The sequence below is a fragment of the Oerskovia turbata genome, assembly GCF_000718325.1.
GTDB lineage: Bacteria > Actinomycetota > Actinomycetes > Actinomycetales > Cellulomonadaceae > Oerskovia > Oerskovia turbata.
Window position 1 is genome coordinate 290,135 of record NZ_JOFV01000001.1, and the last position, 14,686, is coordinate 304,820.

Consider the following 14,686-nt stretch of genomic DNA (forward strand, 5'->3'; position numbering starts at 1 on the left):
GAGGAGAACCAAGCACATGGGCATCAGCTCGGTAGCGGTGATCGGACTGGGGTACATCGGCCTTCCCACGGCTGCGATCCTGGCGTCTCAGGACGTCACGGTCCTGGGTGTGGACATCAGCCAGCGGACCGTCGATGCGGTCAACCGTGGTGATGTGCCCTTCGTCGAGCCCGATCTCGCGACCTACGTCGCGGGGGCGGTGACGCAGGGAAAGCTCAGTGCGGCACTCACACCTGCGCCGGCGGACGCGTTCATCGTGGCGGTCCCGACGCCCTTCACGGACAACAGGAAGCCAGATCTCTCCTATGTAGAGGCGGCAGCTCATGCGATCGCGCCACACCTGCAAGGTGGCGAACTGCTGATCCTCGAATCGACCTCCCCACCTGGCACGACACAGCAGATGGCGGACTGGATCCTCGGTGCTCGTCCTGACCTGAGTCTGGACGGTTCTGATGATCGGCCCATCATTCACGTAGCCCACTGCCCTGAGCGTGTGCTCCCCGGCCGCGTCATGATCGAGCTGGTGACGAACGACCGGATCGTCGGCGGGTTGACGACCGAGGCTGCCGAGCGTGCTCGTGACCTCTACCATGTGTTCTGCCAGGGTGAGATTCACTTGACGAACGCAGTCACTGCCGAGATGGCCAAGCTCGTCGAGAACTCGTTCCGTGACGTGAACATCGCCTTCGCCAACGAGCTTTCGGTGATCAGCGACAATCTCGGCATCGATGTCTGGGAACTGATCGATCTTGCGAATCACCACCCGCGTGTGAATATCTTGAAGCCGGGTGCCGGAGTCGGCGGGCACTGCATCGCTGTGGACCCATGGTTCATCGTGGCTTCTGACCCGAAGAACTCGAAGCTCATCAAGCGAGCCCGTAAGGTCAACGACGCCAAGCCGCGCCGGGTTGCTAGGCAGGTCGCCGGAATTGCTGAACGGGCAGGGCTGAAGAGAATCACCGTTCTGGGGCTCGCGTTCAAGCCCAACATCGACGACATGCGAGAGTCTCCCGCGGTCCAAATCGTCGACAGGCTGGCGAAGCTCTGCCCGACGGCCGAGCTGCGCGTCGTCGAGCCTCATGTCCGCTCACTCCCAGCCAATCTTGGCAAGTGGCCGAACGTAGTCTTGGCCTCCCTCGACGACGGGTTGGTCGGGGCCGAGCTCGTGGTGCATCTGGTCGATCACGACGTCTTCCAGAGTATCGACCAGGATGTCGTGAGCGACGAACGGTTCATCAGTTTCTCTCGCCGGGCTTCCTCGGATGATCGGCAGACACTTGTCTAGTGGTTCGCTGCTTAAATTGCGGCTCTCGGCAGCGCGGGGCTTGCGAAGGTTCAGACGAGCGAACCGCCGCACTTCCCTGACCGTCGTCGTACCTGCGTTCAACGCTGAAGCAAGCATCAACGAGTGCCTTCGGAGCATCCTCAACCAGTCGCTCCGAGACATCGACGTGGTCGTAGTGGATGACGGTTCCACCGACCGCACCGCAGCGCTCGTCGAGGAGTTTGCCGCAGTCGACTCGAGGGTTCGCCTGAAGAGAACCACCTCCGTCGGAGCGGGGGCAGCGCGCAACCTGGGCATCTCCGAGGCGCAGGGCAAGTTCCTCGCGTTCGCCGACGCAGATGATGTCGTCCTGCCGGGTGCGTATGCGGCGATGGTCGAAACATTGGAGCGTACAGGGTCGAACTTTGCATCGGGTGGGTATCTTCGCACGGGCGGATCCGGCCAGCACCGACCCGCAATTGTCGAGAAGGGGCATGGGGTCGAGCGGCACGCGACGACGGTCGCGGAAACACCGGAGATACTCGACGAGCCGGTCCTCTGGAACAAGGTCTATCGGCGTACCGTGTGGAACTCAATGGTGCCCGGTATTCCCGAGGCGGTCAATTACGAAGACCAAGAACCTACGCTACGGATGGCGTTGGCCCCGGGGACCTTCGATGTACTGAACCGTGATGTCTATGCGTGGCGGCTACCCGAGGGTCGACGTTCCCGGTCACAGAACAAGCAGGAGATTACAGACCTGCGGGATCGGCTTGAGGTCATCGACCGGCTGTCCCATCTTGTTGACGGACATCAGGAGCATGTGAGAGCGCATGTCTTCGCCAAATGGTTGGGTTCTGACCTGGCGCTGCACGCTGAGCACGTCCCCACGTCCGACGACGAGTACTGGAACCTGCTCGCCGAAGGCGCGGCGCGCATCGCACATCGTGCACCTGCGACTTCATGGACGAAGATGCCGGCCCAGGAGCGCATACTGGCGGCCGTGCTCACCGCGGGGGCGCGCGAGGACGTCGAGGAGATTCTCGCGACACGGCTGGAGGACACGACCAGCGTCCCGTTCGAGCTGAGTGCAAGTGGGCTGGAAATCGCCCCGTCATATCTGCCGCGCCTTCGGACCCCGATCCCCCCTGCACTGTTGGAGGTTCAGTCAGTCGACCTGAAGCTGGCAGGCTCGATCCACGCTGTCGAGTGGGATGCGCCTGACGTCCTGCGTGTGCGCGGCTCGCTCTACGTTCCAGGTCTGGACTATGGCGCGGTCCCGACGCCCCTCCGGATCGTCGCGATCCGCGAGGACGGCGAAGAGGTCGTTCTCTCACTCGTGCCTATGCCAGACACGACGGTCGACGAGCAAGTCGGCGACCCTTGGCGTAGCTACACGATGACCGGATTCGAGGGAACGGTGCATGTTCCGCACCTTCCCGACGGCGGCTCGCTCATCTTTGCCGCATCGACGTGCGTCGGTGAGGTCGAGGTCCGAACTTCGGTGAAGGTGCGACGAGGGGCACAGCGAGTGTGGCCGGGGCCAGTGGCCGACCTCCACCGGAACGTGGCCAGGACTGACCACTATGACCGGCTCATCGTCGAACGCGTCGCGGTCCAGGTCTTGACTTGCGTCGCGAGTGCGGTCGGACGTGACGTGAGGGTCGAGATCGAGGATCGGGACGGAGACACGACTAGTAAGGTCCTTCTGCGACAAGGAGCGGATCTTTGCGAGTTGCTCCCCGTGAACGGACCGGGAGGTGAGGGCCATCGCGCATTCGAGGGGACGCTCCCTCCATTGCCTCGTGCACTCCTAGTCTCTGGGGAGCGACGCTGGCTGGTCGAGGCAGTGGACCGTGAAGGACGTTCCAGGCACGTCTCCTGGGGTCTGTTGACGGCTGGCGATCCGACCTCCCGAACACGCTCGGTCCACGATGACCGAGGCCGGCTCGTCGTCGAGGAACGAGCGCGCCGCGTCAGTGTCACGAAGATCGAGGCAGGCCGAGGCGACGAGATCGTCATCGCAGGCCGTACTGATCCACGACCAGACGTCTTCCGTGTGGCCTTGACGAGCTCTCGGGTCCAGGTGGAGCCCCACCAATTGGATGTCGCCGAGAACGGCCAATATCGCGCATGGTTCACGCTTTCGACAACGGATCCGACTACGAGGCGGGTAGCGCTGCCTTCCAGTGGCTTCTTCCTGCGATGGTCGGAACACGCGACCGGTGAGGTGGACCAGTGGGTACGTGGTGTCGGTGAGATCGCGCGCCGCGATGTCGAGGTTCGGCTGCACGACGCCACCGTACGAGCGGAGACCCGTCGTGACGGCTCCGTCGGTGTCAATGTCGCCGCACCCCTCACGGCGGAGGAACGGACAAGACGTGGACAACGACAGTTGCGAGCGCTCGTGTCCGAGCGACCGCTCCGCCCGGCGGTCCTGTTCGAGTCCTTCAATGGCAAGTCGGGAGCCGACAACCCAGGGGCATTGCACCTGGGGCTGCGCCGAGCAGGCGTCACTGCGCCGTTCTACTGGTCTGTGAAGGACCACAGTGTCCCACTGCCGGCCGATGCCATCCCTCTGGTGACAGGATCACGCGAGTGGCACATGGCGCTCAAGTCGACGAAGGTCCTCATCAACAACAACAACTTTCCGCACTACTTCTCGAAGTCGGACGATCAGTTCTTCCTTCAGACGTGGCACGGCGCTCCTCTGAAGAGGCTCCTCCTCGACCTGCCTCGAGCACGAGTCCCGCTTACTTACCGCCGACTGATGGAGCGCCAGGTCGTGCAGTGGGATCTTCTTCTCGCCCCGGACGAGCAGGCGGAGAAGGACCTACGTTCCGGTCTGGGGTATCGGGGGGACACCCTGATCGGGCCACAGCCTCGAGTCGACGTACTCGCCCGGGATGCTGGAGAGCGAGAGCAGGAGATTCGCTCGCGCCTGGGCATCGCGGCGGAGGAGCGGATCGTTCTCTACGCCCCGACCTGGCGAGACGCCGACCGAAGTTCATGGCTGGACTGGACCACGCGGTTGCGGCTCGACCAGCTTGCGGCCTCCTGGGGGGCACGGGTGCTCCTGCGATCGCACCACATGACGCGTGGACGGTATGGCGAAGGTCCAGGTGTCCTCGACGTGAGTACCTATCCCAAGGCTGAGGATCTGTTGCTGGTGAGCGATGTTCTCGTCACCGACTACTCATCAATCCTCTATGACTTCGAACTTACGGGGCGACCGGTGGTGCACTATGCGCCCGACCTCGACTACTACCGGGACGTGGAACGAGGCTTCTACAGGGGCTGGCCCACTGACAGCAGGTGGCCGATCGCACGTGACCAGCAGGGTCTTGAACCCTTGGTGGCCAAGGCACTTCGGTCTCGCGCCCCAAAGGCAGTGACGATTCAGACCGTTGCACTCTTCGACGAAGCTCAGGCCAAAATACACGCGCGGATCACCGACGCGCTCGGATGATGAACATGCCACAAACACAACAACTCAGTAAAGAAGCTAGAGGATGGGCCAGTGAAGCGAGTTATTACCTATGGGACGTTCGACCTTCTGCACTACGGTCACATCAGGCTGCTTGAGCGGGCCAAGGCGCAGGGGGACTACCTGATCGTTGCTCTCTCCACCGATGAGTTCAATGCAGGGAAGAACAAGAAGGCATACTTCAGCTGGGACGAGCGTCGAGCAATCCTTGAGGCGATCAGGTCCGTGGACCTAGTTATCCCGGAGAGGACCTGGGCGCAGAAGGCGGAGGACATTGTCCGCTACCACGTCGACATGCTCGTCATGGGGGATGATTGGGAAGGGAAGTTCGACCAGTTCTCAGAACTCTGTGAGGTCAAGTACCTCGCGCGTACCGCCGAGATCTCCACGAGCCAGATCAAGTCGGACCTCTCGATCGGCTAGGTGTTCTGGCTCATCAGGTTGGTGACGATGGCTGGGAGTCGTGAAGCGCCCCAGGTTCTCTGCCGCTGCTATGCGGGTTGGAACTGCTCGGTGAGAGCAGCGCAATGGGCGGACTCGTACTCGATGGGCGGGATGTTGCCAAGGGTGCCATGCAGGCGCCGGTTGTTGTACCAATTGACCCAGGCGGCGGTGGCGAACTCGGCGATGGTCTTGTACGGCCCTGTGTAGAAGACCGTGGTGCTGATGCACTCGGCCTTGTACTGTTGCGCCCCGGGTCTGATGGAGGCTCTCAATCCGCGGAAGGGTGAGAGTCATGGCTGCACCGAGGAAGTGCCCGGACGAGCTGCGTGAGCGCGCGATCCGGATGGCTGTCGACTTACGGCGCGACCCTGCGACGAAGACCGGAGCGCTGCGCGGTGACGCGGACCAGATCGGGATCAACCCCGAGACGCTGCGCAACTGGGTGACGCAGGCCGAGGTCGATGCTGGCGAACGCTCCGGGACGACGTCGGCGGAGCAGGCGCGGATCGACGACTAGGCCCGGGGCGGAAGTCGGCGTTGAAGCACATCCCGGCTTGAACGGCCGTTCGATCCCGTGTCGGGTGCGGGCAACTCGGAGATCCCGCAATCGACGTCGACTGGCCCTGCCGGGACTACGAGGGGATTCCGGCAGGGCCTGCCACCCTACGAGCGGGCCGGCTACACGGAGAAGAAGCCGCGCGGCGTCGGCCAACCACACAAGAGACTATTGACCAGACTGAGCGTCGGCCCGAGAGCAACCCGCGCGACATCCGGGTGCGACTTGATCCGGGGACTGTTTGCCGTCAACACCGACACGATCCCGGACAACGCGCGCGCCGCATCGATGACGATTGGATACTGAGCTGACCGCGGCGAAGTCACGAATATACCTCTGGGTTCCCCCGAGGAGTATGTCTCCAACACGTGAGCGAACAGGTTGCCGAACGTAGTCTGCTTCGCGGCGGGGAAGACGGGGAATCCAGTGAAGTGCGCGTCTGACATCTCCTGTTCATAGTGGGTGTCGTCGAGGATCGGGTCGACCGCGACGAATGGGAGACCTAGGCTGAGTCCGTGGAAGGTGGCACCGGTTCCACCCTTCGATGGCCCGAGCAGGACGGTTGAGCTCCGGGAGATGCCCAACTCTTGTATGGACTGCTCGATAAGCCTAGAAACTGCCGCCGAATTGTTGGGTGCCGCGATAGTGTCCAGGTAGAACGCGCCGAGAACGCCCCCAACATCCGCAATGCGAAGAATGGCCGTATCGTCAGGTATCGACGAAGCGACGTGCTGGTAGTTTCGGGCCATGTAACGCCACAGGCTTGCACTGGTCGGCGGCGCGTAAATGCTGCTGAAGAGGACAAGGAGTTTTCGAGGTTCGACTTCAGGCGGGAGTTGTAGACTATAGTAGGCGCCTTCGCTACTTACCGAGAGTTCCCCGTCGATAACGGCCTTCCACAAGGTCGGGAGGCGGCGTTGGTGCACGAATCGTGACTCGCCCTCGCGGGCCATGTAGTGAAGGTATCCGCGTGAAGCGAGGGTCTTGACCATAGCGTGGGTCTCGGAGTCTCGCACGCCGATCGTCACCAGATTGCGTTCTGTCGAGATGTCCTCGCGACGCAGGTGTAGGAAATTAGCGTGGCGATTCGCGTCGAGCGCCTCGAGGACGACGCTGTCCGTCCGTGGGTTCTCAATTACCGCCACGTTCACAACTGTCGGACTAGTCATCGGAAGTGGTTCCCATACTGAGCGTGTGCTGGATTAGGGCGTCAAACTCGCGCTTCGATCTAGAGTTGAACTTGGGTGCATTGAAGTGCTGGGCCGACTCGTCTCTGCTTTCAATCGTGGCAACAAGAGCGGCGACCAGGTCGCGTACGTTTGGTTCGACGACCGATCCGTACCCAATCTGAGTCGCTTCCAAGATGCCCGGAGAAGGATAGGTCACGATAGGTGTGCCCAAGGTCATTGCCTCGAAGAGGACCATTGGCTGACCTTCGTGCAGCGACGTCAGGGTGAAGACGTCTGCGAGTGCAACGAGTGGCATCGGGTTAGCCAGCTGCCCAGTGAGGAGCACATGATCGGCGAGATCTAGCGATTGAATAGTGGCATTGAGTGATGACTCCATAGGTCCGGAGCCGACGATGAGAGCAAGGATGTGCGGGAATCTGGACCGAAGGGTCTTGACGGCACGGATGAGATCCGCCTGATTCTTCTCCGTGGAGAGTCGTCCGACAGTCACGATCACCGGCCAGCGGCCTGTGGTCGCTAGAGCGACTGACGTCGGGAGGCTCTCTTCCGAACGTGCCTGGATGGACGCCCAATCGAGCGCATTGTGAACCGTGGATACTTGACCGGGCGCCACATGGCCTAGGGCTCCGAGGTCTGCCTTGTTCAGCGCAGCCGTGGCATCGGAGACGGCTGCGAGCTGATCGAAACCTTGGTAGAGCTGGAAAATTCGTGAAAGCCGGGGGAAGCGAACAAGGGACTCGTCCAGCATCTGGCTGTGCATGAATGCGATGTTGTGCCCTTCCCGTGCGCGCGCAACGCTGAAGAGAGACATCCAGTACAGAGAATAGCCCTCAAATTCGACGTAGACCGCGGGTGACGGAGTGCCAAGCACCCTCACGTGTTCACGTTCATAGGCTGCATCGAACAGCTTCCGTTGCGGTAGCGACATCTCGCCGGTGCGGGTGAACCGGTCGACAATCCACTGCTCTTCGGGCGTGGCCAACAATAAACCCTGTCTACCGATCAACTTGACGTCGCGGGGGATGAGGCGCAACATTTCCGCTCGACCCTCGTCTTTGGCAACCTTGTCCGGTTCGACTATTAGTGCAATCTCGTACTTTTCCCGGTCGATTGTCTTTAGGAGGTTGATGAGTGACGAGGTGATGCCATTTGGAATGAGCGATGAATAGAATACCAAGCGAACCCGATCCGCTGCCTGGGAGGGTGTAGCCGGGGCCGAGTGGAGGAGATCAATGCACCGTTGTGCAGCATTGCCGTCCTCAAGCGCGGCATACTTCTGGCGGCTTTCCGTGTAGCGCGGTCCGGGAGTAAATGCGTCCTGAGTGCTCAGCAGGGCGATCAGATCGTTTCGGTCGGTGCAGATTTCGTCGAATGCCTCGGCGGGGTGGAAGTAGAGCCCCCGTTCCTCGACGTACGCGTCGATGTCCGGAGCATAAATGATGACCCGGCGGTCGGTGACGAGAAAGTCGAACATGAGACTCGAGAAGTCCGTGACGAGGACGTCGGCCGCCCCCATCACTTCGTAGGTGTCGATCCCCTCGGGGAGCTGAATTGCGGGAAGGTTGAGGCCCTCCAACTGGTCTTCGACGAGATGGTGCATGCGGAACAGTACGTGCGTGTTCGAGGTACTGGCCATGGCAGTGAGGTCAGCCTGTATTGCTGCAACGTCGACAGTGCGATTCGTCGGGGAGCCTCGCCATGTCGGAGCGTAGAAGACGATCTGTGCCGTCGAGCTCGCTGGGAGTCCGAGCTTTTCGAGTAGCGACGCTCTGGAGGTTTCGTTCGCTCTGACGACCTGGTCCAGCCGTGGCGAGCCAGTCGCTATGGCTGAACCAGCGTAGAGGCCAGAGATGTCGTAGTCATGGATAAGGGCGTCTCGTGTATGCTCGTTGGGTGCGAATATGTGGGTCGTGCTGAGGAAGTTCCGGGCTACGTTTGCATGGTCCATGACGCCAGACTTGATGTGCTTCCCCATGGCTTTGATCGGAGTTCCATGCCAGAGGTTTAGGTACTTCTGCTCGGGGCGCCTGGCGAAGTACTCGACAAATGATGTGTTGTTAATGAGTGTTCCCGCGGTGGCGAGCGTTCGGATGTAGAGTTCGCTCCCATAGTTGGCCAGTACTGTGCGCGGGTGCGTGCGTACTGCTTCGGGAATGGTGGTACCGGATTTGACCGTCCAGACGAAGAGGGCGTCCTGGTACCGCTCGTCTTCGACCATCGCCATGTACATCGCGAGGGGGTTGCAGGAGATCTTTTCACCCCAGTATGACTCGAACATGACCACGCGCGCGTCGACAGGGTAGCGGCTCCAGTACTCGGCATAGAGTGCTCGACGACGCTTGTGCGTTGACTTCAGGATTTCGTCGAGCGCTAGCCCATCTGGGCGACTGAACTCGCGTGCGGCCAGCAGAACACCGCTGGCTCGCTCGTAGTAACCTTCGGTGGCAAGTGCCTGAGCATGGTCTGCGGCCGCGTCCACATCGATCTCGTTCGCACGTTCCTTGTACCGTGCGAAGGCGTGGATGGAGCGCTCGGTGTCTCGTGCCTTGCTGAGGAGGCGTGCATACCTAAGCCATGTGTCGGAACTCGTCGGGTAGTGCGTTACACCAGCCTCGGCGATACGCAACTGGTGTTGCAGGGAACGTGCCGTGCCCTCGGATATCGAAAGGGACGACTCGTCCTCGATCCTTGGTGCCGAGTGAAGAGCCTGAGGACCCCGGGCGAAAGCAAGGAGCGCAGCGAGAGCTTCCTGGTGAGCCCCGATCGTGTCCAGGCAGGCTCCTAGTCGGTAGGCCCAGTCTTTCTGCTTCCATTCCCCGATCTCGAGTGCTCGTGAGTAGGCATCTGCCGCCAGTTCGTACTCAAGGTTTCGTTCGAGGGCGTGTGCCAGTTTGTAGTTCCAGTAGGCCTTCTCCGGCTCGAGGACGAGTGCGATACTGAACCATCGAACTGCTTCTTCCCATCGATATTGCCGGTCCAGTGCGTACCCTGCTTTGAAGGCGATCTCTGGAGACTTGTTGCCCTGGTCCCAGGCTTTTATGTACCATTCTGAAGCCTTCTCCCAGTCGCCCTGGGCCTGAAACAGTGCGCCTGGTCCATGGGTGGCAGCATCGTGCTTGGTGTCGAGGCGACAAGCGACCCGATACGCCGCGACGGCGTCGTCGATTCGCCCCAGGGCTTCGAGCGCGAGGCCATGTGAAAGATGCGTCTGCGCCGTGCCGGTCGCGATTTCGTGGTACTTGGCGAACTCTGATGCTGCCAGTTCGTGGTTACGCATAGCACTCGCCGCACGTGCCAGGGCGAGGGTTGAATCTCTGTTCTCAAGTGTACGTGCCGCGCGTGCCACTAGATCGAGCTTTCGCCACGCCGGGGCGCTCGATGGAACCGAGGCGAGGAGTTCGCGCGCTGCACGCTTGTTGTTCTGATCGACCTGCAGAGCTGTCTCGAAGTGCCCAACTGCTTCGGCCTTTCGATGGAGGGCCTGGAGGCACCTGCCGGCCCTGTAGTGCAACTCAGAAACTCCTGGGCGGAGCTCGATTGCGGCCAGGTACGATGTCAACGCGGCGTCGAAGCGCTTGTTCCTTTCCTGGACGAAACCGAGGCGGTGGTGCCATTCGGCGTGCCCTGGATCCAGATCGACGGCCGATGCAATTTGCTGTTCCGCGGCGTTGATCTTTCCGGTCTTGAGGAGTTCGATTCCGTACTTGTACCGTGCCGCTGCGTTGGCGGGGCGCGAGGCGGAAGCGATTGCCCGACGTGCGGCGAGTCTTGCTGCATTCGCCGTACGTTTGGTGAGGGTCTCTGTGCTGGGGATCATCTGGATGGTCTCACTTGTTTGTGGTGTGGAGGTCGGAGGGCTGCCCGTCGCTTGGGTCGGTTGTTCCTCGGGCGCTCAAACTGATCGCGCGAAGGGAGGACTGGGCTGCGTCGCCGTTCCCGTACGGGTTGGTGGAGCTTGCCATCTTGGCGTACGTGTCTGGATTGCTGAGGACCTGGCGAATCTGAAGTTCGACGTCTTCCTGCCGTGTGCCGATGAGTCGGGTGGTTCCGGCCGCGACACCTTCGGGCCTTTCGGTGCTTTCGCGTAGGACCAGGACCGGTTTTCCGAGGCTGGGAGCCTCCTCCTGAATTCCTCCCGAGTCTGTGACGATGAGATGGCTCAATGACATCAGGCGGGTGAAGCCTCCGTAGCTCAACGGTTCGGTCGTCGTCACGTTGGTGATTCCGCTCAACGCTGGGAGCAGAGCGTCCCTGACCAGGGGGTTGCGGTGGAGAGGGAGCACGATCTCCACGTCCGGAAACTCGAGCGCGATCCTGGCCAGGGCGCGACCGATACCCTGCATCGCGGACCCCCAGTTTTCCCTCCGATGGGTTGTGAGAAGTAGGATCTTTCGTCCGCTCGCGGCGAGCGCTTCCAAAGCTGGGTCGGTGAAGGGCACTCGTTTCGAAGCGGCCATGAGCAGGGCATCGATCACGGTGTTCCCCGTGACCACGATCGTCGAGTCGTCCACGCCTTCGGCCAGCAGGTTCGCCCGGCTCGTCTCGGTCGGCGCGAGGTGCAGAGCAGCGATCTGGGTCGTGATCCTGCGGTTCGCCTCCTCGGGGAACGGCGAGGAGATGTCGCCGCTGCGCAAGCCTGCTTCCAGGTGGATCACGGGGATCCTGCGGTAGAAGGCGGCGAGGGCGGCCGCCGTCGACGTCGACGTGTCGCCCTGCACGATGACCGCTGCAGGCTCTTCCTTCTCGAGGATCGGGTCGAGGCCGTCCATGACGCGCGCGAAGATCTGCGCGAGCGTCTGCCCGTGGCTCATGATGTTCAGGTCGTGGTCCGGGACGATCCCGAACAGCTCGTTCACCTGGTCGAGCATCTCGCGGTGCTGCCCGGTGACGACGGTGACGCTCTCGAAGTCGTCACTGTCTTCGAGGGCCTTGATGACCGGTGCGACCTTGATGGCCTCGGGCCGCGTGCCGTAGACGGTCATGATGCGGGGGCGCACCGCTACCTACTCTCTGTCTCGTCGGCGCGGGCCTTCGGCCGCTGCCCTCGTACATGGCGTGGGGTGTAGAACTTTCCGGGTGGCTCTTCGATCTTGACGAACGTGTCCTCGCGCTCGCTGAGTGCGTCCTCGATGATGGTCTTGGCTTCTTCGGGCTTGTCCTTGGCGATCGCCCAGGCCCACTTGCGGTAGCGCAGGGCGACGTCCTCGGCCGGTCCGTCGAGGATGAGGCGACCGTGGTTGAGCCAGATCGCGCGCGTGCACGTCTCCTCGATGGTCTGCGCGGCGTGGCTCACGAGGAAGACGGTTCCCGCGTTCTCGCGGAGCTTCGACATCCGCACCTCGCTGCGCTCCTTGAAGGCGGCGTCACCGGTCGCCAGGGCCTCGTCGATGAGGAGGATGTCCGGGTTGGCGGCGGTGGCGATCGCGAAGCGCAGACGTGACCCCATGCCGGACGAGTACGTCTTCATGGGGAGGTAGATCGACTTGCCGAGTCCGGCGAGCTGGATGACGTCGGGTACCGCCAAGGCAGTCTCCTCGGGCGAGAGCCCCATGGCGAGGCAGCCGAGCCGGACGTTCTGCTCGCCGGACAGGTCGGGGACCAGGGCGGCGTTGACGCCGATCAGGACGGGACTGCTCTCGGCGAGCACCTGACCACGTGCAGGCTTCTCGAGGCCCGCGATGATCCGCAGCAGGGTGCTCTTGCCCGAGCCGTTCTGACCGACGATCCCGATCTGCTCACCCGACCGTGCGACGAAGGAGATGCCGGCGAGTGCACGGACGATGACCATGGGCTGACGTCCCAGCACGGTCCGTGCCGCGCGCGTCAGCCGGTTGGAGCGTCGGCGCTCTGCCGTGTCCGTCGACGGGACGCGGTAGCGGACGTGGACGTCCTGGACCGCGACCGTGGCGGTGGCGAACGGGTCAGAGACGGCCATACGACTCCTCCCCTTGCCAGAACACCAGGAAGCCCACGAACAGGGTGCCGAACGCCCACGCACTTAGGGCGATCCACATCGAGCCGGCCGGGGTCTCGCCGTACAGGAGACAGTCGCGCACCATGTCCAGCACCATGAACATGGGGTTGGCCTCCATGAGGGACAGGATCGTGGGGTGGTCGATGAACCTGTCGTAGGAGAAGAAGACCGCCGAGCCGTAGAGCCACAACCGCATCGCGAACGAGATGAGCTGGTTGAGGTCCGGGACCTTGGCGGCTGCGCGCGCGAGCAGCAGGGCGAGCCCGGTGCAGAAGACGACCTGGAGCGCCAGCACGCCCGGGACGAGCAGCACCCGCCACGACATGACCTCGGTCGGTGGCAGGACGACGAGGATCGCGACCATCGCCCCCAGGACGGGAACCATGTTGAGCATCTCGCGAAGGATCACGGAGACGGGGAGCGCGGCCCGGGGAAAGGCGAACGCCCGGATGAGGTTCCGCCCGGCCGTGATGGACCGGGCGCCACCGGTCACGCAACGGGTCGTGAACGAGAAGAGGAAGACCCCGATGATGAGGTACCCGAGGAAGTTCTCGATCCCGCGCGAGGACTTGAGCAGCAGACCGAAGATCAGGAAGTACGTCAGCCCGTCCAGGATCGGCTTGAGCACGAGCCACGCGGTACCGAGCAGGGTCTCGCGCGTCCCGCTCGTGACCTTGGCCCGGGCGTCGGCCCACAGGAAGTAGCGCCGGCCCCAGAGCTGGGAGATGTACTCGCCGAGCGGCGGCCTTGCTCCGACTCGCGTCAGGCGCCCCGCCGAGATGACCTCGACCTTGGTCTCGGGCCCCTGGAAGAGCATCGCGTAGAGGTCGCTGGGGGACGACGTGCCCGACGCCTTGTCCACCTTCTTGTCCTTCTCGATCGCCTCTGTCATGTCGCGCCTACGACGATCCTGTGGGCGAGTACTCGGTGCCGTACGTGGCGACGTAGGCGTCGACCGTGTCGGTGCGCAGCGCCTCGCCGAGCGCGGCGGTCTGCGGCGCGTCCACGAGGTTGACGGAGGCGCCGCCGCGGTTGCCGAAACCGGTGATGGGCACCATGAGCCCGACGACGTCCTCGCGCTCGAGCGTGGCCGCGAGAGGGACGAGCGCGAACGCGTCGTCGACGTCGAGGTCACCGGTGATCTTCACGTTCCGTACGAGCATGGGTATCAGCTCGGCGAGCACGGCCGGCTCGTCGGCGCGGTCGGCGATGCGGTCGAGCATGCCGATGATCGCGGCGCGCTGGCGCTCGGTGCGATCGAGGTCGCCGAGCGGCAGCCGCTTGCGCTCGCGCACGTAGATGAGGCCGTCGGTGCTCGACAGGGTCACGGGCCCCTGGGGGAAGGTGACGACGCGCCCCGTGCTCTGCACGGTCACCGTGCTCGCGTGCTTGTTCTCGACCTCGAACCCGTCAAGGGCGCGCGTCAACGCGATGAAGCCCGCGAAGTTGGACTGGATCGCGTAGTCGATCTCCACCCCGCCCAGGATGTCCGAGACCGTCCGGCTGAGCGTCTCGGTGCCCCCGCGGGAGAAGGCCGCGTTGATCTTCCCCTCGCCGAGCCCGGGGATGGGTACCCACATGTCTCGGGTGAGTGACACGAGGTACACGTTCGAACGGTCCGCCGGGACGTGGACCAGCATGATCGTGTCGGCGTTGCCCGTCAGGTCCGTGGCCTCGCGCGAGTCCGTGCCGATCAGGAGCACGTTGACCGGCCCGTCGGGCAGGGGGTCGACAGGTTCAGGGGGCGCCGTCGGAGAAGGGGTCGGCGCAG

10 protein-coding genes and 1 pseudogene are annotated in these 14,686 nt (G+C 62.8%); 4 read left to right on the forward strand and 7 right to left on the reverse strand.

Annotated elements, in window-relative coordinates; all coding sequences use genetic code 11:
- Positions 1-16 precede the first annotated feature (16 nt).
- The 3 genes from wecC to tagD are packed head-to-tail and all read left to right on the forward strand — an operon-like array spanning position 17 to position 5,174.
- The gene (wecC, locus tag IE95_RS0101260; RefSeq protein ID WP_036570300.1) at positions 17-1,285 is read left to right on the forward strand and encodes a UDP-N-acetyl-D-mannosamine dehydrogenase; all 1,269 of its coding nucleotides are present in this window, start codon (positions 17-19) and stop codon (positions 1,283-1,285) included.
- Entirely contained in the window at positions 1,263-4,733 is a 3,471-nt protein-coding gene (locus IE95_RS0101265; protein ID WP_084689667.1) for a bifunctional glycosyltransferase/CDP-glycerol:glycerophosphate glycerophosphotransferase, read from the forward strand. The genes wecC and IE95_RS0101265 overlap by 23 nt, the downstream gene beginning before the upstream one ends.
- A 51-nt stretch (positions 4,734-4,784) precedes the next feature.
- Positions 4,785-5,174 (forward strand): glycerol-3-phosphate cytidylyltransferase, encoded by a 390-nt coding sequence (gene tagD / locus IE95_RS0101270; RefSeq protein WP_030144154.1) that lies wholly within the window; start codon positions 4,785-4,787, stop codon positions 5,172-5,174.
- A 68-nt stretch (positions 5,175-5,242) separates the two neighbouring features.
- Here the strand turns inward: tagD and IE95_RS19965 are convergent.
- A pseudogene (locus IE95_RS19965) lies at positions 5,243-5,434 on the reverse strand (integrase core domain-containing protein); the annotation flags it as partial.
- Between the two features lie 53 nt (positions 5,435-5,487).
- On the opposite strand from IE95_RS19965, the gene IE95_RS0101280 reads away from it, so the two are divergent.
- Positions 5,488-5,712: a transposase gene (locus tag IE95_RS0101280; protein WP_030144156.1), complete on the forward strand. Its 225-nt coding sequence runs from the start codon at positions 5,488-5,490 to the stop codon at positions 5,710-5,712.
- 161 nt (positions 5,713-5,873) lie between these two features.
- On the opposite strand, the gene IE95_RS0101285 is transcribed toward IE95_RS0101280, so the two are convergent.
- The 6 genes from IE95_RS0101285 to IE95_RS19355 are packed head-to-tail and all read right to left on the reverse strand — an operon-like array spanning position 5,874 to position 14,618.
- Positions 5,874-6,896, reverse strand: a complete 1,023-nt coding sequence (locus IE95_RS0101285; protein WP_051702555.1) for an XcbB/CpsF family capsular polysaccharide biosynthesis protein — start codon at positions 6,894-6,896, stop codon at positions 5,874-5,876.
- A 16-nt stretch (positions 6,897-6,912) separates the two neighbouring features.
- A complete protein-coding gene (locus IE95_RS19970; RefSeq protein WP_084689669.1) occupies positions 6,913-10,758 on the reverse strand; it encodes a CDP-glycerol glycerophosphotransferase family protein in 3,846 nt (1,281 codons plus the stop codon).
- Between the two features lie 10 nt (positions 10,759-10,768).
- Positions 10,769-11,923, reverse strand: a complete 1,155-nt coding sequence (wecB, locus tag IE95_RS0101300) for a non-hydrolyzing UDP-N-acetylglucosamine 2-epimerase (RefSeq protein ID WP_030144159.1) — start codon at positions 11,921-11,923, stop codon at positions 10,769-10,771.
- Positions 11,924-11,940: 17 nt separating this feature from the next.
- Positions 11,941-12,876, reverse strand: coding sequence for an ABC transporter ATP-binding protein (locus tag IE95_RS0101305; RefSeq protein ID WP_084689670.1), 936 nt, complete (start codon positions 12,874-12,876; stop codon positions 11,941-11,943).
- Positions 12,863-13,807 carry an ABC transporter permease gene (locus tag IE95_RS0101310; protein ID WP_051702556.1) on the reverse strand — a complete coding sequence of 315 codons (945 nt, stop codon included), beginning with the start codon at positions 13,805-13,807 and terminating at the stop codon, positions 12,863-12,865. Before IE95_RS0101310 ends, IE95_RS0101305 begins: the two co-directional genes overlap by 14 nt.
- 7 nt (positions 13,808-13,814) lie before the next feature.
- Entirely contained in the window at positions 13,815-14,618 is an 804-nt protein-coding gene (locus IE95_RS19355; protein WP_051702557.1) for an LCP family protein, read from the reverse strand.
- Positions 14,619-14,686: the final 68 nt, after the last annotated feature.